The 20,604-nt window shown below is 70.8% G+C and carries 18 protein-coding genes; 3 read left to right on the forward strand and 15 right to left on the reverse strand.

Annotation, left to right across the window (positions count from 1 at the left end; translation table 11 throughout):
* The 4 genes from ACWD0J_RS30345 to ACWD0J_RS30360 all read right to left on the reverse strand — a co-directional run.
* On the reverse strand, positions 1-454 hold a 454-nt coding region (locus tag ACWD0J_RS30345; protein ID WP_451499037.1), incomplete at its 3' end, for an MFS transporter.
* Complete coding sequence (locus tag ACWD0J_RS30350; RefSeq protein WP_451499038.1) at positions 451-2,343, reverse strand: ABC transporter permease subunit; 1,893 nt, start codon at positions 2,341-2,343, stop codon at positions 451-453. The genes ACWD0J_RS30350 and ACWD0J_RS30345, both read right to left, overlap by 4 nt.
* Positions 2,344-2,347: 4 nt before the next feature.
* Positions 2,348-3,853 carry an ABC transporter substrate-binding protein gene (locus ACWD0J_RS30355; RefSeq protein ID WP_451499039.1) on the reverse strand — a complete coding sequence of 502 codons (1,506 nt, stop codon included), beginning with the start codon at positions 3,851-3,853 and terminating at the stop codon, positions 2,348-2,350.
* Positions 3,854-3,916: 63 nt separating this feature from the next.
* On the reverse strand, positions 3,917-4,453 hold the full coding sequence (locus ACWD0J_RS30360; protein ID WP_451499040.1) for a GNAT family N-acetyltransferase: 537 nt from the start codon (positions 4,451-4,453) through the stop codon (positions 3,917-3,919).
* Between the two features lie 346 nt (positions 4,454-4,799).
* Here ACWD0J_RS30360 and yicI point away from each other — a divergent pair, with 346 nt between their 5' ends.
* Positions 4,800-7,019, forward strand: a complete 2,220-nt coding sequence (yicI, locus tag ACWD0J_RS30365) for an alpha-xylosidase (RefSeq protein ID WP_451499041.1) — start codon at positions 4,800-4,802, stop codon at positions 7,017-7,019.
* Between the two features lie 66 nt (positions 7,020-7,085).
* Here the strand turns inward: yicI and ACWD0J_RS30370 are convergent, their stop codons facing one another.
* The 10 genes from ACWD0J_RS30370 to ACWD0J_RS30415 form a co-directional block, all read right to left on the reverse strand.
* Positions 7,086-8,864: a cellulase family glycosylhydrolase gene (locus ACWD0J_RS30370; protein ID WP_451499042.1), complete on the reverse strand. Its 1,779-nt coding sequence runs from the start codon at positions 8,862-8,864 to the stop codon at positions 7,086-7,088.
* A gap of 52 nt (positions 8,865-8,916) precedes the next feature.
* Entirely contained in the window at positions 8,917-10,431 is a 1,515-nt protein-coding gene (locus ACWD0J_RS30375) for a glycoside hydrolase family 43 protein (RefSeq protein WP_451499043.1), read from the reverse strand.
* 466 nt (positions 10,432-10,897) lie between these two features.
* Positions 10,898-11,053: a hypothetical protein gene (locus ACWD0J_RS30380; RefSeq protein WP_451499044.1), complete on the reverse strand. Its 156-nt coding sequence runs from the start codon at positions 11,051-11,053 to the stop codon at positions 10,898-10,900.
* Positions 11,054-11,164: 111 nt separating this feature from the next.
* Positions 11,165-12,136, reverse strand: a complete 972-nt coding sequence (locus ACWD0J_RS30385; protein ID WP_451499045.1) for an aldo/keto reductase — start codon at positions 12,134-12,136, stop codon at positions 11,165-11,167.
* A 358-nt stretch (positions 12,137-12,494) separates the two neighbouring features.
* Positions 12,495-12,905 (reverse strand): (4Fe-4S)-binding protein, encoded by a 411-nt coding sequence (locus tag ACWD0J_RS30390; RefSeq protein WP_451499046.1) that lies wholly within the window; start codon positions 12,903-12,905, stop codon positions 12,495-12,497.
* Between the two features lie 30 nt (positions 12,906-12,935).
* The gene (locus tag ACWD0J_RS30395) at positions 12,936-13,244 is read right to left on the reverse strand and encodes a GNAT family N-acetyltransferase (RefSeq protein WP_451499047.1); all 309 of its coding nucleotides are present in this window, start codon (positions 13,242-13,244) and stop codon (positions 12,936-12,938) included.
* Between the two features lie 91 nt (positions 13,245-13,335).
* Positions 13,336-14,307 carry a pirin family protein gene (locus ACWD0J_RS30400; protein ID WP_451499048.1) on the reverse strand — a complete coding sequence of 324 codons (972 nt, stop codon included), beginning with the start codon at positions 14,305-14,307 and terminating at the stop codon, positions 13,336-13,338.
* Positions 14,308-14,335: 28 nt separating this feature from the next.
* Positions 14,336-14,713, reverse strand: coding sequence for a DoxX family protein (locus ACWD0J_RS30405; protein ID WP_451499049.1), 378 nt, complete (start codon positions 14,711-14,713; stop codon positions 14,336-14,338).
* A 170-nt stretch (positions 14,714-14,883) separates the two neighbouring features.
* A complete protein-coding gene (locus ACWD0J_RS30410; protein WP_451499050.1) occupies positions 14,884-15,600 on the reverse strand; it encodes an NADPH-dependent F420 reductase in 717 nt (238 codons plus the stop codon).
* 19 nt (positions 15,601-15,619) lie between these two features.
* Positions 15,620-16,651 carry an LLM class flavin-dependent oxidoreductase gene (locus tag ACWD0J_RS30415; RefSeq protein WP_451499051.1) on the reverse strand — a complete coding sequence of 344 codons (1,032 nt, stop codon included), beginning with the start codon at positions 16,649-16,651 and terminating at the stop codon, positions 15,620-15,622.
* 327 nt (positions 16,652-16,978) lie between these two features.
* Between ACWD0J_RS30415 and ACWD0J_RS30420 the strand changes: the two genes are divergently transcribed.
* Positions 16,979-17,446 (forward strand): MarR family winged helix-turn-helix transcriptional regulator, encoded by a 468-nt coding sequence (locus tag ACWD0J_RS30420; RefSeq protein ID WP_451499052.1) that lies wholly within the window; start codon positions 16,979-16,981, stop codon positions 17,444-17,446.
* Positions 17,447-17,857: 411 nt separating this feature from the next.
* Entirely contained in the window at positions 17,858-18,847 is a 990-nt protein-coding gene (locus ACWD0J_RS30425) for a pirin family protein (RefSeq protein ID WP_451499053.1), read from the forward strand.
* Between the two features lie 88 nt (positions 18,848-18,935).
* On the opposite strand, the gene ACWD0J_RS30430 is transcribed toward ACWD0J_RS30425, so the two are convergent.
* On the reverse strand, positions 18,936-20,594 hold the full coding sequence (locus ACWD0J_RS30430) for an NAD-dependent malic enzyme (protein WP_451499054.1): 1,659 nt from the start codon (positions 20,592-20,594) through the stop codon (positions 18,936-18,938).
* Positions 20,595-20,604: the final 10 nt, after the last annotated feature.

Raw genomic sequence — 20,604 nt, forward strand, 5'->3', positions numbered from 1 at the left:
CGGACTCCACCGCCGGGGAGAACAGCGCGGCCGCGAAGCCGATCACCAGCACGGCGCCGATCACGGTCCAGGTCGCCTGCGCGTACCCCAGCCAGACGAACCCGGCGATCCGCAGCACGCAGCCCGCCAGAACGATGGGGCGCACGCCGTACCGGTCGACGAGCCAGCCGCCGACCACGAACAGGCCCTGCTGGCTGAAGGTGCGCAGGCCGAGGACGAATCCGACCAGCCAGCCCGCCATGCCGATCGCGGTGCCGAGGTGCTCGGCGAGGAACGGCAGGACGGCGTAGAAGCCGATGTTGAAGGCGAGTTGGGTGACGATCAGGAGCCGCAGGAGAGGTGACAGGGCCTTCCAGGTCTCCCAGGTGCTTTCGCGTGGCGACTTCGGCGACTTCGGGGACTTCGGGGACCGCGTGGCTCGGCGGGTCAGGGCGCGGGAGATGAGATCCGTCATGGGGTGTCCGTGGGGGAGGTGAGTACGGGAGTGGGGAGCGGCTCTCGCGCGGACGGTTCCCGCTCGACGGGGTGGCACGGGCGCTCGGCCGGTGATGCCGCGGAACGCTGGAGCCGCCGCGGGAGCCGGGGCCGGCGTGTTCCGTCCGCGGCCGTAACCGCCAGGGCCCCGAGCAGGGCGAGGACGGCCGCCGGAGCGAGGACCGCCCAGGGGGCGCGTTCGGCGTAGGGCTGGTTCTCGGCGAGCAGCAGGCCCCACTCGGGCGACGGGGGCTGGGCGCCCAGCCCGAGGAAGCCGAGGGCGGCCAGCGACAGGGCGATGCCGGGCAGCCGGAGCAGGGCGTGGCGGGTGACGGGCGGCACGACGGCCGGGAGCAGCTCGTGGGTGAGCAGGTACCAGGGGCCGGCACCCAGGGCTCTGGTGGCGGTCAGGTGGGTGGTGGCGCGCTCCTGTTGCAGGAGAGCCGAGGTGTGGGTGGCCAGCGGGGACCAGGCGACGACGGCCACGGCGAGCGCGGGGGTCCACGGGCCGCTGCCCGCGATCCCGGTGACGAGCAGAGCGGCCAGGACGGGCGGTACGGCGTTGACGGTGTCGACGAGCGGCGCGGACAGCCGGGACAGCAGGCCCAGCAGCACCCCGAGAAGGAGGGCGGCGACGCTGACCGCGAAGGCGAGGGCGAGGGTGTTGAGCGCGCCGTGCGCGATGCGGGCGAGGATGTCGCGGCCGAGCGCGTCGGTGCCGAAGGGGTGTGCCGCGGACGGGGCTTGGAGCCGGGCGGCGGTGTTCAGGGCGAGCGGGTCGCGGGGCAGGCCGAGGCCGATGACGGCGAGGAGCAGCGCCCCGTACAGCAGGGGCAGTGTCCGCGGTGCGGGCGGGGTGGGCCGGTGCAGGGAGTGCAGGGCGCCGTCGCGCAGCGCGGGACCGATCAGCCACCGGGCCGTGAGCCGGGCCAGGACCCCCGCGGCGGCCGCGAGCAGCACCAGGGCGAGGGTGCCGGTCTGCAGCATGGGCAGGTCCTGGGCGAGGGCGGCGCGCAGTGTGAGCCGGCCGAGGCCCGGGATGTCGAAGATCTGCTCCACCGCGACCGACCCGCCGGTCAGACCGACCACGAACAGTCCCAGGTTGGGCAGCAGTCCGGGCACGCAGCGGCGCAGCGCCTGCCGGGCCACGGACCCGGGCGGGACGCCGCGTGCGGCGGCGGCCAGCGCCCACGGCTCGGCGAACGCGCAGGGCAGCAGGTCGTCCAGCATCCGCCCGAGCACCGCCCCGGCCGGCAGGCCCAGGGCGAGCGAGGGCAGCACCATCCACTGCGGGCCGTACCACCCCAGGGCGGGCAGCCAGCCGAGCTGCACGCCGATCACCGAGGCCGACACCGAGGCGAGGAGGAACTCGGGCAGCGCGGCCAGCACGGCCGTCACGGTGCCGCCCGGTGCGCGCTCACCGAGCCGGCGCCGCGAGCCGAGCCAGAGCGTGCGGGCGCACACCGCCGCGGCCGTAGCGACGGCGACCGCGAGGGCCCCGCCCATCAGCATCAGGGAGACGCCGAGGGCCTGCGCGGCGGACGGCAGCACGTCGCTGCCGGAGATCCACGACTGACCCGCGTCACCGCGCAGCAGCCCGCCCAGCCACCGCCCGAGCAGCCGCGACGGGCCGTCGTCCAGGCCGAGTTCGTCTCGTATGGCCCGCAGCGCCTCGGGGGTGGGATCGCGTTCCGCCGACCGGGCCTTGAGCACGGTCAGGGCGGGGTCCGTACGGGACAGCCACGGCAGCAGGCCGATCCCGCACACCAGGGCGGCCGCGAGCAGGGCTCGCCACAGCAGCGTGGGGGCGCCGCCCCGCGCGAGGCGGCGCAGGGCGGCCTGGGTGCCCCCGGTCAGGGAGGTGGGCATACGGTCAGCGCCGGGTCCCGGTGCCGACGAAGGCACGCTCGTACGGGTCGAGCAGCGTGCCCCGCACCGAGGTGCCGATCCCCGTGACGGCCTTCAGGTGCACGAGCGGAACGACCGCGTCGGTGCCGAGGACCGTGGCTTCCGCCGCCATGGTGGCGTCCTGCCGAGCGCCGGTATCGGAGAGGGCCTGGGCCTTGGCGACGGCCGCGTCGACCTTCTTGTCGCACAGCAGCGACAGGTTGAACGTGCCCTCGCAGGTGAAGTCGGAGGCGAGGACGGAGACGGGGTCTCCGGTGTCGAGCATCATGTTGCGGGAGAGAACGAAGGCGTCGAACTTCCCGGCGAGCGCGTCGCTCTCCAGCCGGGAGTAGTCGCGCACCTCCAGCTTCACCTCGAAGCCGGCCTTGTCGAGCTGCTGTTGCAGCACTTGGGCCACCTCGGGCAGCTCCGGCCGGTTGTTGTAGGTCGCCAGGGTGATGGACGTGCCGTCGGGGGCGGCGGCCTTCGCCCGTCCGGCCGGCTCGGTCCGCTTGCCGGCGGCCCAGGTGAGCGCCGGGCCGTAGATGCCCTGGGCGGGCTCGGCGTATCCCTCGTAGACGTCCTTGGCGATGACGGAGGTGTTGATGGCCTCGCGCGCCGCGGCCCGCAGCTCCGGGTCGGCGAAGGGGCCGGACTCGGTGTTCAGGTGCAGGCTGGTGTTGCGTGCGGTGTTCGTCTCGTGGACGGTGCCCTTGTCGAGGGAGGCGACCTGCGCGACGGGCAGGGCCTCGCCTATGTCCGTGGCTCCGGTGCGCAGCGCGTTGGCCCGGGCGGTGCCGTCGGCGATGAACTTCGCGTCGATGCCAGACGCCTGGGCGCGACCGCCCCAGTAGTCGTCGAACCGCTCCAGGGTGGCCCCGGTATCGCCGGTGGTCTTGGCCAGCTCGAAGGGACCGGTGGCGGTACCGACCGGGTCCGCGGTGCCCTTCCTGCCGTACGCCTTCGGGGAGAACACCGCCAGACTCGGGTTGGACAGCCGCAGCGGCAGTACCGGGTCGGCCGCACCGGTACTGACCCGCACCTGCCGTGGGCCGGCCGCCTTGGCGGTCAGCCTCACCCCGGACAGGGCAGCGGGCGCGGGCTCCGCCTCGGCGGCGTGGGTGAGGGCCGAGGCGACGGCCTGCGCGGTCACTGTGCCGCCGTCCTGGAACTTGGCGTCCCTGAGCGTGAACAGCCAGCTCCGGCCGCCCTTCTCGGTGCTCCACGACTCGGCGAGCGCGGGGACCGCGGTGCCGTTGGCGTCCAGCCGGGTCAGCCCTTCCGCGACGCCCAGCCGGGACAGATGGAAGGCGTCATTCCCGTACGGGGAGAAGTTCTGCGTCGGCGGGAAGGCCAGCGCCACGCGCAGGCGGCCGCCGCCGGAGCCGGACGCATCCGAGGACGACGCCTCGTCGCCGGACGAGGAGAAGCAGCCGGAGAGCAGCGGGGCGAGCAGCAGGCCGGCTGTCAACCGACGGCGGGGAGATCTCATGGTCTTCGTTCTTGCCTTTCACGGGCCGACATCGCCCACAAGTTACATGAACATGATTGTCGTTTAAACCATGGGGATCTCGAAGTGGGCGACGCCGCTGCCTCCGCCGGGCACGTCCGTGCGCTCGTCGCACACCACTTTGCCGAGCGCCTGCCACAGGCCCATCGCGCCGGGCGAGTGCGGATAGGTGTGCAGGTACACCGCCCGGTAGCCGCCGTCGGCCTTCGCGAAGTCCAGCAGTCCGTCCACCAGTTGGCGGGCCAGTCCGCGCCGCCGGTGCTGAGGGCGTACGTACACCCGACGCAACTGGGCGGTCACCCCCGACGGGTACCTCTCGGCCAGCCAGCGGGGGTTCGGCGGATGCGCCGGCCCGCGCGCGTCCAGCGCGGCGGTGGCGGCCACCGTCCCGTCCCGCTCGTCGACGGCGACCAGCAGGGTGTGCCGCGGCGGTGTGACGTAGAACGTCTCCGGGTCGATGATGTCCGCGTGCCAGCGCGGCACGTACCCGGTGCGGAAGTCGCGGTACACGGTGTCGAGCATCACGGCCCGCGCCTCGCCGAGGTCCGCTGCCGTCGCCGCTCTGATGCGATAGTCATGCACTTGCACATCATACGCAGCAGTGTTTCCGGGACGTGCGGCCTCCCCTGGGTGAGGCGGCCGTGACCGAGTCCCCGGCAGACCGGCTCGACCCCGGAGGGCATGGACGGTTTCCCTTCGCGTCGGAGGGAACCGTGGACTGCCTGCGCAGTCGAAGCGCTTCGACGTCCAGCGAGCGTAAGAGCAATGTTTCGGATGTCACAAGGTCACCGCATGGATTAACGTCCCGGGTTTCCTGGTCCCTCTTGACACCCAGGGAACCGCCACGGAGCATCGAAGCGCTTCGAAGACTCGCTGGGCCAGCCGATGAAGCGGCTGGCCCACCTCGCATCCCACGGGGGACCACCACATGAAGTTCACCGACGGTTTCTGGCTGATGCGGGAAGGGGTGCAGGCCTCGTACGCCACCGAGGTCCGCCAGGTCCGGGCGGCCGAGGACCGGTTCACCGCGTACGCCGCCGTGCGGCACGTCCGGCACAGGGGCGACACCCTCAACACGCCGCTCATCACGATCGACTGCTTCTCGCCCGCCGAGGGCGTGATCGGTGTGCGCTTCACCCACCACGCCGGAAGACGCCACCGCGGCCCCGACTTCGAGCTGCTGTCCACCGAGGGCGGCAGCGGGGCCCGTGTGACGAGCGACGGCACGGTCACCGAGCTGACGACCGGCCCGATCGGCGTGCGGATCGACGCGGCGGGGGAGTGGGGCCTGGAGTTCTACGACACCACGACCGGACGCTGCCTCACGGCCGTCGAACGCAAGGGCACCGCCTTCGCCACCACCCCCGACGGCGCCCACCACATGGTCGCGCAGCTCGCGCTCGGTGTCGGCGAGCAGATCTACGGGCTCGGCGAACGCTTCACGCCGTTCGTCAAGAACGGCCAGAGCGTCGACATCTGGCAGGCCGACGGCGGCACCAGCAGCGAACAGGCCTACAAGAACATCCCCTTCCACCTCTCCTCGCGCGGCTACGGCGTCCTCGTCAACCACCCGGGAAAGGTCAGCTACGAGATCGGCTCGGAGTCCGTCGGCCGGCTCCAGTTCAGCGTCGAGGACCAGTCCGTCGAGTTCTACGTCGTCGCCGGACCCACCCCGAAGGAGGTGCTGCGCCGCTACACCGCGCTCACCGGCCGCCCGGCCCTGCCGCCGGCCTGGTCGTTCGGCCTGTGGCTGACGACCTCCTTCTGCACGGAGTACGACGAGGAGACGGTCACGTCGTTCGTCGACGGCATGGACGAGCGCGACATCCCGTTGTCCGTCTTCCACTTCGACTGCTTCTGGATGCGCGAGTACCAGTGGACGGACTTCGACTGGGACCCCGACGTCTTTCCCGACCCGGTGGGCATGCTGCGTCGCCTCAAGGACCGGGGCCTGCGCATCAGCGTGTGGATCAACCCCTACATCGCCCAGAAGTCGGCGCTGTTCGCCGAGGCGGAGGCCGCGGGCCACCTCGTACGGCGGCCGAACGGCGACGTGTGGCAGTGGGATCTGTGGCAGCCCGGCATGGCGCTCGTCGACTTCACCTGCCCGGCCGCGCGCGAGTGGTACGCGGGCAAGCTGCGCGTCCTGCTGGACCAGGGCGTCGACAGCTTCAAGACCGATTTCGGGGAGCGGGTGCCGACCGACGTCGTCTGGCACGACGGCTCCGACCCGGAGCGCATGCACAACTACTACGCGCAGCTCTACAACCGCACCGTCTTCGAACTGCTGGAGAAGGAGCGGGGCACCGGCGACGCCCTCGTCTTCGCCCGCTCGGCGACGGCCGGCGGCCAGCAGTTCCCCGTCCACTGGGGCGGTGACTGCTTCGCGTCGTTCACGGCGATGGCTGAATCCCTGCGCGGCGGCCTGTCGTTGTCCCTGTCCGGCTTCGGCTTCTGGTCGCACGACATCGGCGGCTTCGAGGGCACGCCCGACCCGGCGGTCTTCAAACGCTGGCTCGCCTTCGGCCTGCTGTCCTCCCACAGCCGCCTGCACGGCAACGTCTCCTACCGGGTGCCATGGGCCTTCGGTGACGAAGCGGTCGACGTGGCACGGCAGTTCACCCTGCTCAAGCACCGCCTGATGCCGTATCTGTACGGCACCGCGGTCGAGGCGCACCGCACGGGTGTCCCGGTCATGCGGCCGATGCTGCTGGACTTCCCCGACGATCCGACGTGCCGCACCCTCGACCGCCAGTACATGCTCGGCCCCGACCTGCTCGTGGCACCGGTCTTCACGGCCGACGGCGAGGTCGAGTTCTACCTCCCCGAGGGCACGTGGACCCACCTCCTGACCGGCGACCGCGTCCAGGGCCCGGTCTGGCGCCACGAGACCCACGGCTTCGACAGTCTGCCGCTCTACGTCCGGCCGGGTGCGGTGATCCCGATGGGCGCGGACGACCGACGCCCGGACGGCGACTGGCTCGACGGCCTCACGCTTCTCGTGACCGAGGACGCCGCCGACGTCACGGTGACGGTGCCGGACCACGGGGGACAGCCCGCGGCGGAGTACCGGGTGCGGCGGGACGGGGAGGCGGTGACGGTGACCGCGACCGGCACGGATCTGCCCTGCCAGGTGCGGGAGTTGTAGCAGACGTGGGGCGCCGGGATCCAGTGGTGGATCCCGGCGCCCCTGTCGTGTGCCGTCACCGCTCGGTCAGGAGGCCGTGCCCGTCACCGAGCTTCCCGACTTGGTCACCTTGTACGTCACGGTGGCGCCGCTCCAGAAGTGGAAGGTGAGCGTCACCGGTGCGCCGTCCCTGAGCGCGTTGAGGAACGCGGGGGTGAGGGTGATGGCGTTGCCGCCGTAGTTCGGCACGAAGGCGGTGTCGAACTGCTGGTAGGACGTCCAGTCGGCGGGACCGGCGTTGGTGCCGTCCGCGTACTTGGCCTCCATGGTCGCCAGCACGTCGCCCCGGAACTGGGCCGGGACGGCGAAGGAGGCGGTCGTTCCGGTGGCGTTCGCCAGCACCGGCGTGTCGTAGGTGATCACGTCGATCTGCCAGGGGACTCCGGTGGAGAACCTGGCCTGGAGCGTCGCGTTGACCCCGTAGGCGCGGTTGCCGGTCAGCCGGGTGAGGGCGGTCGCCGTCAGGGTGAGCCGGCTGCCCGAGACCGTGTAGTCCCGGCCGGCCACGAGCCGGGTGTTGCCCTGCCACAGCCCCTGGAAGGTGGTGCCGTTCAGGTTCAGGGTGAGGGATTTCGCCGTGATCGCAGTGGACTTCGGTACGAAGACCCGGTCCGAGGAGGCGGTTCCCGAGCGGGTGGTCCAACTGGACTTGATCTGGGCGGACAGGGCGGGGTTCCGCCACTGGAGCGTGTTGCGGTTCAGGAACGTCCCGGGGTCCCACAGGGCGGTGGTGACCCCGTTGACCCGCGCCGCGTGACCGACCGCCTCGAAGTACTTCAGTGCCTCGCCCCGCTCGACGATGTCGGTGGGCTTGGTGTAGTCGGGGTAGCTGAGCAGGCCGTACTCACCGAGGTAGACGGGGATGCCCTTCGCGACGAACGTGTCGTGCATCCGGGCGAAGGTGTCCGTCAGGTACTTCTGGACCTCGGCGTTGAACGTGGTGTAACCGGCGATGTTCACGCTGAACGGCCAGAAGCTGTAGTAATGCACCGTGGCGACCAGGTGGGGGTCGTTCAACGAGCTGATGGTGGTGGCCAGTTCGTCCATGACCTGCTGCGTGTCCGGTGACGAGACCTGGGTGGGCAGGACGAGGAGGCGGGTCGCGTTCGCGCCGCCCTTCTGGCGCACGATGCTGTGGAACGAGGTGTTCAGCTCGCCCAGCAGCTGGGCCTTCTGCGCGTCGGTGGCATTGTCGAAGACCGGCTCGTTGACGCTCTCGAAGAGCAGCTTCGGCGAGGAGTCCCTGAACTGGGTGGCGATCTGGTCCCAGGTCGCGCGGTAACGGGCCAGCACCTGGTCGTGGTCGGTGGGCATCTTGTTGATCCACTGCCACGAGTCGTGATGCACGTTGAGCACGACGTAGAGATCGTCGGCCAGCGCCCAGTCGACCACCTGCTTGACCCGGCTCATGAACGCCGGGTCGATCGTGTAGGGCGCCGTCGTCGACTGGTGGTTGCCCCAGGTGACGGGGATGCGGACACTGCGGAAGCCCTGGGCCTTGACGGTGTCGAACATCGCCTTGGTGGTCGCCGGGTTGCCCCAGGACGTCTCGTCGGGGATGGCGTCCAGGGCGTTGCCCAGGTTCCAGCTGGGCTGCATCGCGGCGACGGCGTCCATGGCGTTGTCGGGGACCGCGGTGGCCGTGGCTGCCCCGGCCGAGGGCGCGGCCTGCGCGTGGGGGGCCGCGAACGCGGTGCCGGTGGCGAGCCCCACCGCGGTGAGCAGGGTGAGCAGGGTCAGCAGGAGGCTCGCGACTCGTCCGGGTCCACGTCTGCGGGCCGGTGCGGGTGGCCGTATGTCCTTCATGTCCCATTCCCTTCCGTTGATCGAACTGCCGAGCGGATCGGTGTTCCGTGCGTCAGCGGTCCAGCGGCTCGTAGTCGAACCAGTCGAAGTGGACGGTGCCGGCCGCGGCGTACATGCCGATGACCCGGCCGGTGAAGCCGCCGGCCACTTCGGTGGACAGGTACCGGCCGTCCAGGGCGCCGAGCACGGTGAACGTGCCGTCGGGTTCCTCGACACCGAAGGAGAGGGTGTCGGGGCCGGAGCGTGCGTCATGGAGCGTCTGCGTCGCGGTCACGTCGACACCGAGGACCAACGGCCCGGCGGGCACCGGCCGGGACGCCACCACGGTGCGCAGCGGGCCGACGCGGGCGATGACCCGCACCTCAGCTGAGCCCGCCTCGATCTCGTAGTGGTGCTGCTCGTCGAGCCGGACCGCCAGGCCGCCACTTCCCTCCGCGGGGTCGACGAGTGTGCGCACCCGGCACGACAGATGCTGCTGGCGCCGGCCGACGAACACGGCGTCGAGGTCGTCCAGGGAGCTTCCGCGGGCGCGGAGGGTCAGCCATCCGGCGCGCTCCTTCGTCGTGCAGTGCTCGGCGGAGCGGTCGCGCGGCGAGATCCAGCACGGCTGCAGTTCGCTGAGACCGAAGTCGTCGCGGCGCGGGGCGGCAGGGCCCGGCCGGAGCGGCCAAGGCGGCGCGGCCATTTCAGGTGACAGGTCGCCGACCACGGGCCAGTCGTCCACCCAGGTCACCGGCGCCAGGAAGGTCTCCCGGCCGAGCACGTGCCAGCCGGGGGTGCCGCCGCCCGGTCGCACACCGAGCAGCACCATCCACCACGAACCGTCGGGTGCCTGCACCAGGTCGGCGTGGCCGGTGTTCTGAATGGGGTGGTCGAGGCCGCGGTGCGTCAGGACCGGGTTGGCCGGGCACGGCTCGAAGGGGCCGGCGGGTGTGCGACCGCGGGCGATCGAGACGCCGTGGCCGCGCTCGGTGCCGCCCTCGGCGATGAGCAGGTACCAGTAGTCGCCGATCCGGTACAGGTGGGGCGCCTCCGGGGCCTTCGCACCGGGCGTACCGGACCAGATCCGATCGGACGGGCCGAATGTCTCCCCGGTGTACGGGTCGATGCGCACCTGGTGGACCCCGGCGACCGTGCACCAGCAGGTGCCCTCCTCGTCCCAGGCGAGATCGGGGTCGATGCCGTGGACGCCGGGCAGCCGGATCGGGTCGGACCACGGCCCGGCCGGGTCGGTGGCGGTGAACAGCACGTTGCCGACGCCTTCGCTGACATTGGTGACGATCAGCCAGAACCGGCCGTCGTGGTGGCGCAACGTGGGCGCGTAGATCCCGCCGGAGGCCGGAGCGTCGGCGGGGAGGCTCAGTTGGCCCGGCCGTTCCAGGACGTTGCCGATCTGCGTCCAGTGCACCAGATCGCGACTGTGGAAGAGCGGTATGCCGGGGAAGTACTCGAAGCTGGAGCACGCGAGGTAGTAGTCGTCGCCCACGCGGCAGACGCTGGGATCGGGGTGGAAGCCGGGGATCACGGGGTTGGCGACGGTCCTGCCCGCCGGGTGTCGGCCTGACATGCATCCATTCCTTTTCGTCGGGGTGGACTTCACCGGGTGCGGGCGCGGTGCCTGGCCGCCTCGCCGAAGTTGATCGCAGGAGCCAGGACCTCCCGGGCAATGCAGTCGAGGGCGCGGGCGTCGGCACGATCGCTGTGCCTGCTGTCGTGCTGTCGTGCTGTCGAAGCGCTTCGATGGCTGCTGCGGAGACTAATGACGAGGTTGTCGGTACGGCAAGTGCTTGAACCGCGGAATTCTTGCGGCCGCTGGGGGTTGACGCTGGCCCCTCGGGCCAAGGGCCTGTTGATGCGCTTCGACAGCGGGTGGTCGTACCCCGCCGTTCATGGCCTCGCGGAGGCCTTTTCCCAGGCCGGCTTCCGGTACGGCGGCGATTTCATCGACCCGGCCGGCGCCCTACAGGCGCACATCCGGCCGGCTCCCGCACCGGTGATGGGCGGCAAGCGTGCTCAGCCCCGTGCCACGCCGGTCAGGACGGGTGGATCCCGGCCAGGTCGACGATGACCATCGAGAACCTGCCGCACGTCATCCAGTACGGGATCGGCGGGGAACCGGTCGACAGCGCCGACGGGCGGACGTGCCCGTGGCCGATCCGGTCTCCGACACGCCCTACGTCAAGCCGCACGTCAAGCCGCACGTTGCCGGAGACCCGGAAGCCTGCCGCACGGACGACCCCGACCACGAGACGTACCGCCGGAACGTCCACGACGACCGTCGCCGCGCGTACGGGAACGGATCAGCCGTAGAAGTTCTTCGTCCAGCGGTGCCTGGCCAGCAGCGCGAGCTCCTGGCTGGTCAGCGGCGGCGCGTCGGCGATCGCCGTGTTGCGTTCCACGTTCCTCAGCGACCGCATCCCGACGATGACTGTGGAGACCGCCTGACCGGCGAGCGCGAACCGCAGCGCGGTGGACGCCAGTTCCTCGACGCCGATCCCCAGGTCGGCGAGCAGCGCGTCCACGCGCTTCTCGACCTGGGCGGGCCGGTCGTCCCTGAAGTACCAGTTGCGCCAGTCGCCCTCCGGGAAGGTGACCCCCGTGCGGACCGAGCCCGTCAGGGCCCCCTCGTCGAGTACCACCCGCCCGATCACGCCCACGCCGTGCTCCGCGCAGGCAGGCAGCAGGGCGTCGGCCGGGGCCTGCTCGAAGATGTTGTAGATGACCTGGACCGCGTCCAGGACACCGGTACGCAGCACCGTGAGCACGTTCTCGGGCTGGTGGTCCTTGACGGAGATCCCGAAGAACCTGATCTTGCCCTCCTGCTTGAGGGCGTCCATCGTCTCCAGCCAGTCGCCGCGACCGGCCCACTCGTCTTCCCAGGTGTGCAGCTGAAGGAGGTCGACGTGGTCGCGGCCCAGTTCGCGCAGGCTGGTCTCCAGGCTCTCGCGAAGGTGCGAGCCCGGGAACACCTCGTCGGGATGGAGCCCGCTGGGAGCCAGCGAGACCGGCACCTTCGGCCCGACCTTGGTCGCCACGTGCACGCCGTCGCCCCCGCCCGGGAGCTCCCTGAGCGCACGGCCGACGACGCGCTCGCTGCGGTCGTACGCCCTGGCGGTGTCGATGAAGGTGACACCCAGGTCGATGGCGCGGTGCAGGGCACGCACACCGGAGTCGTCGTCGGCGCCGACCCAGGCCCCCTGGCCCAGGCCCCAGGCTCCGTAGCCGATCTCGGACAGGGTCAGCCCGGTGCGGCCGAGTTCCCGAAAACGCATGTGATGTTCCGACCCCTTGTGAGGACCCTGAGAGGTCCGCTTTCCATGGCCTTGCGGCCCATGACTTGCCTGCTCGACGGTACAGACGGCGGGTATCCAGGCACCACGTCGCAAGGACACCGAAACTTTCGGACCTCCCGCTGACCTCCCACATCGACGACCACCTCACCACAGGCCGTGCGTGGTGAACTCCCGGCACGCTCGGGCGGATCGTCGACCGGCACGCCGGCCGCCTGCTCGGAACGCGTGAACACGAACGAGGCCCGGGAGCGGCTGCCGACGGTGCTGCGGGCCGCACGATCTCCCCGGTCGACGGGCGCCGGCGTCACCACAGCGCCGACGCCGGTCACCGCGGGTGTCACTGGCCGCAGGGGCCCGAGTGGTCGCAGTACGGCTGCAGCCGGCTGCGCGCGCAGCCGCACAGCACGGCCCTGGTCTCGGTGCTCGGTCCGTCCTCCGTGTCCAGCGACAGCTCGCCTCGCACGACCAGTTGGCCGAGGGGAGTCCGGGAGATCCGGGTGGGCCGGTCAGGGCGCTCCGCCTCCCCCTCCGCCAGTTCGTACCGCAGCGCTCCCGATGGGCAGCGGCGTACCACTTCGGCCAGCCGGCCGGCCGGAGCGCCCTCCGGCAGGATCCACGGACGTCTGTCCAGGTCGAAGACCTCGGGCAGGCCGACGACGCACTCGGCGGCGTGCAGACAGCGCCTCGCCTCGAAGGTCACGGTGATCTCTGGCGCCTGGTAAGCCCTCTTGTGGGGTGTGCTGCTCATGCCGGCCTCTCTCACCGTCACTGCGCTCAGTCAGTCACTGACCTTGCTCCGGGCCTGGTACAGCAGGTCGGCGTACTCGGGGTGACGGCTGATCCAGCCCGCGTAGAAGGGACAGGTGGCGAGCACCCGCAGCCCTGCGGCGCGTGCCTCGTCGAGGGAGGTCCGGGCCAGCGCGGAGCCGATGCCCTGGCCCTCGTGTTCCGGCGCCACTTCCGTGTGGACGAACGCGATCAGTTCCGCTGTCCGGATGTACTGAGCGAAGCCCGCGACATCGGGACTCCCGTCCACTCGTGCCTCGTAACGGTGTGCCTCGGGCACGTCGTTGACCTGGACTGTCACTTGTCCTCCTTGTATCCCCGCCGGTCCGCGAGGGGTAGATGATCGCACCGTCCTTCATCGTGTTGCTGACGGTGGCCTGCTGAACGGTGATTCAGGAGGTGTGGGGGAGGTGTTGGGCGGGGATGACGCCGAGGCGGCCCGCCTGGTAGTCCGCGAAGGCCTGCTGGACCTCTTCGGGGGTGTTCATCACGAACGGGCCGTACTGGACGACGGGTTCGCGAAGCGGAAGGCCGCCCAGTACGAAGAGCTCCAGCTTGGGGGAGCGGGACTCCTGGACGCGGTGGGCGGTCAGGCGCAGTGCGTCACCCGCGCCGAAGGCGGCGAGTTGGCCCTCCTGGATCGGGCGGGCCTCGCCGCCGGCCGTTCCGTGGCCGGCCAGGACGTAGACCAGCGTGTTGTAGGCGGGGTTCCAGGGCAGGTCGACCTGGGCGCCGGGTTCGACGGTGAGGTGCGCGAGGGTGATCGGGGTGTGGGTGACGCCCGGGCCGGTGTGTCCGGCGATGTCGCCGGCTATCACGCGGATCAGAGCGCCGCCGTCGGGGGTGGTGAGCAGTCCGGTGTGCTTGCCGCGGATGTCCTGGTAGCGCGGCGGGCTCATCTTCTTGGCGCGGGGCAGGTTGACCCACAGCTGCACGCCGTGGAACACCCCGCCGCTCCTGACCAGGTGCTCAGGCGGCTTCTCGATGTGCAGGACGCCGGCCCCGGCGGTCATCCACTGGGTGTCGCCGTCCGTGATCCGCCCGCCGCCGCCGTTGGAGTCCTGGTGCTCCAGCGCGCCGTCAATGAGGTAGGTGACGGTCTCGAAGCCGCGGTGCGGATGCCAGGGGGTGCCCTGGGCCTCGCCCGGCGCCAGCTCGATCATGCCCATGTGGTCCATGTGCACGAAGGGGTCCAGGTCGGGCAACGAAACGCCGGCGAAGGCACGGCGCACCGGGAAGCCCTCACCCTCGAAGCCGTGCTGAGCCGAGGTCAGGCGGTGGACGGGCCGGTAGACGGTGGCGGCCGGGTCCAGCTCCGGCAGGCGTGGCAGGACCAGTACGTCGTCCACAGTGATCGCAGGCATGGGGTTCTCCCGTCGTTTCAGGTCGCTGTCAGAAGGCGTGCGGTCCGAAGCGGCCCCAGGCCACGAAGACGGCCAGAGCGAGCAGGACCACGTTCACGACGACCGACTGGAGCTCACCGCGCCGGCTGTGCGTGATCGCGGCACCGAACATGGTCAGGGCCAGGCCGCTCGCGGCCAGCGGCACCAGGACCGGGGCGATGTCGACCGCCGCGGGCAGGATCAGCCCGATCGCGGCGAGGACCTCCAGGAGGCCGATCGTCTTGATCAGTCCGGGCGGGAAGTCCTCGGCCCAGCCCATGGACGGGGAGGCGATGAGCTTGTCCTTCGGCTGGGCGAGCTTGGCAGCACCGGCGCCGAGGAAGACGAGAGCGAGCAGGGCCGCGACAGCCCACAGGGTGACGTTCATGGAAACCTCTTGTGATCGAGTGGTGCGGGCTCGCCCAGTGGGGCGCGCTCCGGAGAACTTGTTGATGCATCATCTAACCTAGCGGAAGGTAGATGACATATCAACCGGGGGGTGGTGGTCGGATTGGCGTCCCTTCACGACAGGTGGGCGACCTGTCACGAGGGGAACGGTCAGGCCGCGTGCTCGGGTGGCTCCGCGGCCGCGTTCCGCGCGCTGATCACGGTCCGTCCGCGCTCCGACTCCGGGAAACGGAGGAGCATCGCGCGCAGCTCCCCGACGCCGACGTTGGCGCCGAACGGCTCCGTGCCCGGTTCGAGCCGCACCCCGTCCTCGAGGGGCCCGGCCATGAGGGGGTCGAAGCCCAGAGCGTGCACGAGGCGCCCGACGACGGCCAGGTCGTCCGGGTCGTCACCGGCGATCGCGATGGCCTTGCGTCCCGCGGTCCCCGGGGGCCGGGACCCCTCTTCGAGATCGTGGTAGCCCATGTGGTTGAACGCTTTGACCACACGCGCTCCGGACAGGAATTCCTGCACGATCTCGCTGGAGGAGGTGAGCGGGTCGGTGAGGTCCTCGCGGATGCCGTCGACCTCCCACCAGTAGTTCATGGCGTCGATGACCAGCCTGCCCCGCAGCGCTTCGGCGGGAACGCTGCGGTACTTGCCCAGCGGGAGGGCCAGGACGACGACGTCTGCCCGGTCGGCGGCCTCCGCGGCGGTGACCGCGGCAGCGCCGGGGGTGAGGACTTCGACGGTGAGGGCGATCTTGTCCGGATCGCCCGACCCCGCGATGAGCACGCGATACCCGGCTGTCAGGGCCAGTCGTGCGAGCACGGTGCCGACCTTGCCCGCGCCGAGGATGCCGATCGTGCGCACGTCCGTGGTGTCCATGTCTGTTCCGTTCACGGCGTCAGCCGGCGAGGATGTCGCGGACCATCGGGAGCACCTTGGTGCCGTACAGCTCGACGGCGCGCAGACGGGCGCTGATCGGCTGTGCCCCCGTGGTGTAGATGAGGTCGAACCGGCCGACGCCGAGTGCTTGGATGGCGCGGGCCATCTTCCGGGCGACCGTCTCGGCCGAGCCGATGTACAGGGAGCCGTGCTCGATCTCGCTCTCGTACTCCTCCTTGCGGACCGGCGGCCAGCCGCGCAGCGCGCCGATGCGGTCACGGATGACCTTGTAGTGCGGCCAGTGCAGCTCGCGGGCCTCCTCGTCCGTGTCGGCGATGAAGCCCGGCGAGTGCATCCCGACCGGGTGGGCGGTCGTGCCGAACTTGTCGGCGGCGCGCCGGTACAGGTCGACGTAGGGCGCGAAGCGTTCCGGACCGCCGCCGATGATGGCGATCATCAGCGGGAACCCGTAGCGCGCGGTACGGATGACCGACTGCGGTGTACCGCCGACACCGACCCACGTGCTCAGGTGTCCTGACTCGGTCTTGGGGAAGACGTCGGCGTTCTCGAGCGGAGCCCGCTTCGTGCCGCTCCAGGTGACGGGCTTCTCCTCCAGCAGCTTCGCGAAGAGCTCGATCTTCTCCTCGAACAGCACGTCGTAGTCGCTCATGTCGTACCCGAACAAGGGGAACGACTCGGTGAAGGACCCGCGCCCGAGGATGACCTCGGCCCGGCCGTCGGAGAGGGCGTCCACGGTCGAGAACCGCTGGAACACACGGACCGGGTCGTCGGAACTCAGCACGGTCACGCCGGAGGACAGACGGATACGGCTGGTACGCGTGGCGATGCCGGCAAGGACCGTCTCCGGCGACGAGATCGCGAACTCGGAGCGGTGGTGTTCCCCGAGGGCGATGACGTCGACGCCGGTCTCCTCCGCGAGAACGGCCTCCTCGACGACCTGCCGGATGGCCCGTGCGTCGGAGACGGGGGCGCCGGAGTCGTCCTCCGGCACATCACCGAACGTGTCCAGGCCGAAGACGAGATCAGACATGGTGGGCTCCTTCGTGAACGGTTGCTTCAACCGCGGGGCGGCCGCAGCGGGCGCACGACGCACCAGCTCCGCCTCCACGACCAGCAGGTGAACGGTCTCGGCGTCGCTCGGCAGGCGGTCGCGGCGCCCCGGAGGTCCCCGGGCTCCGGGGCTCCTGCTTGTTGATGCATCAATCACATCCTAGATTAAGTGACGTGTCAACTATTGGGGAAGTGGTGCCACGAGCCCGTCGTCAGTGAACTGACCGACGCCCTACACGACGGGGCTTGGGGCGCCGAAACCGCGCGGCAAATTTGGTGAGGCATCAACTACGTTTACACTTTCTCCATGGAAGAGACGGTGCGGTGGTTGACGCCGGAGGAGCAGCGCGCGTGGCGGGGCTTCGTCCGGTTGCATGAGAGGCTCGGGGGCCGTTTGGGGCGCCAGTTGCAGGCGGAGTCGAATATGTCGACTGCGGACTTTGCGGTGCTGGTCGAACTGACGGATGTGTCGGAGGGGCGGCAGCGGTTCCTGGATCTTGCCCATTCGCTGGAATGGGAGAAGAGCCGGATGTCCCATCACATCGCCCGGATGGCCAAGCGCGGGCTGGTGACCCGGCAGGAGTGCCCCGAGGACGGACGCGGTGCGTTCGTGGTGATCACGGAAGCGGGGCGGGAGGCGGTCGAGGCCGCCGCTCCGCGCCATGTCGAGGCGGTGCGCTCCCTGTTCCTCGACCACGTCACCCCGGCGGAGCTGCGGATGCTGGCCGACATCTCTGATCGTGTCGTGGGCAAGATGGACGAGGATCCGGCCTGACCGAGAGGGCGCGGTGAGCGGTGACATGCGGTGTTCCGCGCCCGGTGGGGCGAGCCTTGCCGGCCGACGTGTGGCGGGCGGGCCGGCGCGGCACGCTCCGAGTCGCTGAACATGTCGGTGTCCCGCGTCGGTGTCCCGCCAGGCCGCCAGAACGCCCGGTCGATGCGCCGACTCGCCCGCACGCGGGGCCACGCGGGGCCACGCGGGGCCGCTTGGCGTGTACGGCGAGGCGGTGGGCGCAGCCCTTCATCCGTGACACGCGGAGGTTGATCGGTTCCACGGCGGTGCGGTCGAGCCCCGCCTCGGCGGTGGCTCGGCGTGCCCTGTGTGCGGGTATCCGCTCTGGCCATCGGTCGGCTCTCATGGCATTATAGTTGATGTGACAACTAGAGCATGTGAGAGGTGGTCCCGGTGAGCAACGTGGAAACCGACCCTGCGGCACTGCGCTGCGGATCTCCGGTCGACGACGTCCGGCCGGCCGGGACGCCCCGGGTCGATGTGCTGTCGGCGCGGGAGGTACCGCTGGGCGGGCCGCGAGCGATGCTCGTCCGGCGGACGCTGCCGCAGCGGGCCCGGACGCTGATCGGAGCCTGGTGCTTCGCCGACCACTACGGTCCCACCGACACCACCACGACCGGCGGTATGGACGTCGCCCCGCATCCGCACACCGGACTGCAGACGGTGAGCTGGCTGTTCAGCGGGGAGATCGAGCACCGCGACACGCTCGGCACCCGCGCACTGATCCGGCCCGGCGAGATGAACCTCATGACCGGTGGCCATGGCGTCGCCCACTCGGAGATCTCGACTGCGCGCACCACCGTCATCCACGGTGTCCAGCTGTGGGTGGCGCTGCCCGAGGAACATCGGAACACCGACCGGAACTTCCAGCACTACGTGCCCGAAGCCGTGCGGGTCGAGGGGGCCGAGATGAGGGTCTTCCTGGGCTCGCTCGCCGAGAGCGCCTCTCCGGTACGGACCTTCACGCCCCTGCTCGGTGCCGAGATCATCCTCGAACCGCGCGCGCAGGTCACTCTCCCCGTGGACACCTCCTTCGAGCACGGCCTCCTCGTGGACAGCGGGGACGTCCGCCTGGCCGACACCGAGCTGCACCCGGCCGAGCTCGGTTATGTGCCCTGCGGTGCCGACGCCCTGACGGTGGTCAACGTCTCGGACGGTCCGGCGCGGATGATCCTGCTCGGGGGCCCTCCGTTCGAGGAGGAGATCGTCATGTGGTGGAACTTCATCGGCCGCAGCCACGAGGACATCGTCCGGGCCCGACAGGACTGGGAGGCGTCCTCCGACCGCTTCGGCGTCGTCGAGGGCTATCCGGGGCGTCGCCTTCCCGCGCCGGCCCTGCCCAATGCCGTCATCATGCCGCGCGGAAATCCCCCGCGTCGCTGACCTGGGTACGGAAGGGCACCTCGAAGGGCACCCCACGCACCGGTCCTCGGACGCTCCGGTCGTCGAGCGGGCGGACGGCCGCTCACGGTCAGGACGCGTACCGGGGTGTCCACTGGGCTGCCGTGATCGCGGCCCGCAGTTCGGCCTCCGTGGCCTGGGGCGCGACGCCGTCCTCGACCGCGGCACTCGCCGCGGCCAGCGCGATCTCGCGGGCCGCGTCCCTCAGGCCCGCCAGCGGTGGCAGCAGCGGGGTCGCGGTCTCGGAGCCGGCCCGCACCGCGCACTCCCCGACGGCCCGCGCCGCGGCCACCATCATGCGGTCGGTCACCCGCGAGGCCCGGCAGGCGGCCACGGCCAGCCCGACGGCCGGGAAGACGTAGACGTTGTTGGCCTGCGCGACCGGCACCTCGTGCCCGTCCAACCGCAGCGGCGGGAAGGGGGAACCGGTGGCGATCAGCGCCCTGCCGTCGGTCCAGCGGGCGAGGTCGGCGGGGTCGGCCTCGGCGTGCGAGGTCGGGTTGGACAGGGGAAGGATCACCGGCCGGTCGCAGGCGCCGGCCATCGTCCGTACGATCTCCTCGGTGAACGCGCCGTGCGCCGTGGACAGTCCGATCAGCACCGTCGGCTTCACCTCGCCGACGACCCGCGCCAGGTCGGGCGCATCCGCCCCCCACTCCCGTACCTCCGCGTCGTCTCGCGCGTACACCCGCTGCTCGGGTGTGAGGCCGGTGCGGGAGCGGACCAGCAGGCCGTCGATGTCGACGAACCAGAAGCGGTCGGCCGCCTGCTGCTCGGAGAGGCCTTCGTCGACGAGTGCGGTGCGGATCATGTCGGCGACGCCGACCGCCGCCGATCCCGCGCCGAGGACCACGACGCGGTGGTCGGTCAGCCGCGATCCGGCGACCTTGGTGGCGGTGCTCAGCGCGCCGAGCGCCACGGCCGCGGTGCCCTGGATGTCGTCGTTGAAGGTCAGCAGCCGGTCCTGGTAGCGGCCGAGGATCGGACGGGCGTGCGCGGTCGCGAAGTCCTCCCACTGCAACAGGGTGCCGGGGAGTTCGGCCTCCACGGCGGAGACGAACGCCTCGATCATCTCGTCGTACTCACCGCCGGTGACGCGGTGCTGCCTGCGGCCGAGGTAGTGCTTGCCGGCCAGCAGGTCCTCGTTGTCGGTGCCGACGTCGAGCAGGATCGGGAGGGTGCGCGCCGGGTGGATGCCGCCGATGGCGGTGTAGAGGCTGAGCTTGCCGATCGGGATGCCCATGCCGCCGACGCCCTGGTCGCCCAGGCCCAGGATGCGCTGGCCGTCGGTGGCGACGATGACGTCGACCTCGCGGTGGGGCCGGTTGCGCAGGATCTCGCGGAAGCGGTGCCGGTCCTCGTACGTCAGGAACAGGCCGCGCGGCTTGCGGTAGATCTCGCTGAAGCGGCGGCAGGCGTCGCCGACCGTCGGGGTGTAGACGATCGGCAGCATCTCCTCCAGGTGCCGGGTGAGCAGGTGGTAGAAGAGCACCTCGTTGGTGTCCTGCAGCTGCCGAAGGTAGATGTGCCGGTTGAGCGGCTTGTCGTACGCGCGAAACGCCTCGTACGCCCGGTCCGCCTGGTCCTCCAGGCTCTCCGTCGCCGGCGGCAGCAACCCGTCCAGGCCCAGGTCGGCCCGCTCCTGCGGACTGAAGGCGGTCCCCTTGTTGAGCAGGGGGTCGGCGAGCAGGGCCGCCCCGTGGACACGGGCTGGGCTGGTCGATGTCATGACTTCCTCA

It is taken from the genome of Streptomyces sp. NPDC003011 (genome assembly GCF_053591515.1).

Excerpts from the sequence above, each read along its gene's own strand:
- ACWD0J_RS30350 (WP_451499038.1), bottom strand. The coding sequence starts at position 2,343 with ATGCCCACCTCCCTGACCGGGGGCACCCAGGCCGCCCTGCGCCGCCTC.
- ACWD0J_RS30355 (WP_451499039.1), bottom strand. The coding sequence starts at position 3,853 with ATGAGATCTCCCCGCCGTCGGTTGACAGCCGGCCTGCTGCTCGCCCCG.
- yicI (WP_451499041.1), top strand. The coding sequence starts at position 4,800 with ATGAAGTTCACCGACGGTTTCTGGCTGATGCGGGAAGGGGTGCAGGCC.
- ACWD0J_RS30370 (WP_451499042.1), bottom strand. The coding sequence starts at position 8,864 with ATGAAGGACATACGGCCACCCGCACCGGCCCGCAGACGTGGACCCGGA.
- ACWD0J_RS30375 (WP_451499043.1), bottom strand. The coding sequence starts at position 10,431 with ATGTCAGGCCGACACCCGGCGGGCAGGACCGTCGCCAACCCCGTGATC.
- ACWD0J_RS30385 (WP_451499045.1), bottom strand. The coding sequence starts at position 12,136 with ATGCGTTTTCGGGAACTCGGCCGCACCGGGCTGACCCTGTCCGAGATC.
- ACWD0J_RS30390 (WP_451499046.1), bottom strand. The coding sequence starts at position 12,905 with ATGAGCAGCACACCCCACAAGAGGGCTTACCAGGCGCCAGAGATCACC.
- ACWD0J_RS30400 (WP_451499048.1), bottom strand. The coding sequence starts at position 14,307 with ATGCCTGCGATCACTGTGGACGACGTACTGGTCCTGCCACGCCTGCCG.
- ACWD0J_RS30405 (WP_451499049.1), bottom strand. The coding sequence starts at position 14,713 with ATGAACGTCACCCTGTGGGCTGTCGCGGCCCTGCTCGCTCTCGTCTTC.
- ACWD0J_RS30410 (WP_451499050.1), bottom strand. The coding sequence starts at position 15,600 with ATGGACACCACGGACGTGCGCACGATCGGCATCCTCGGCGCGGGCAAG.
- ACWD0J_RS30415 (WP_451499051.1), bottom strand. The coding sequence starts at position 16,651 with ATGTCTGATCTCGTCTTCGGCCTGGACACGTTCGGTGATGTGCCGGAG.
- ACWD0J_RS30420 (WP_451499052.1), top strand. The coding sequence starts at position 16,979 with ATGGAAGAGACGGTGCGGTGGTTGACGCCGGAGGAGCAGCGCGCGTGG.
- ACWD0J_RS30430 (WP_451499054.1), bottom strand. The coding sequence starts at position 20,594 with ATGACATCGACCAGCCCAGCCCGTGTCCACGGGGCGGCCCTGCTCGCC.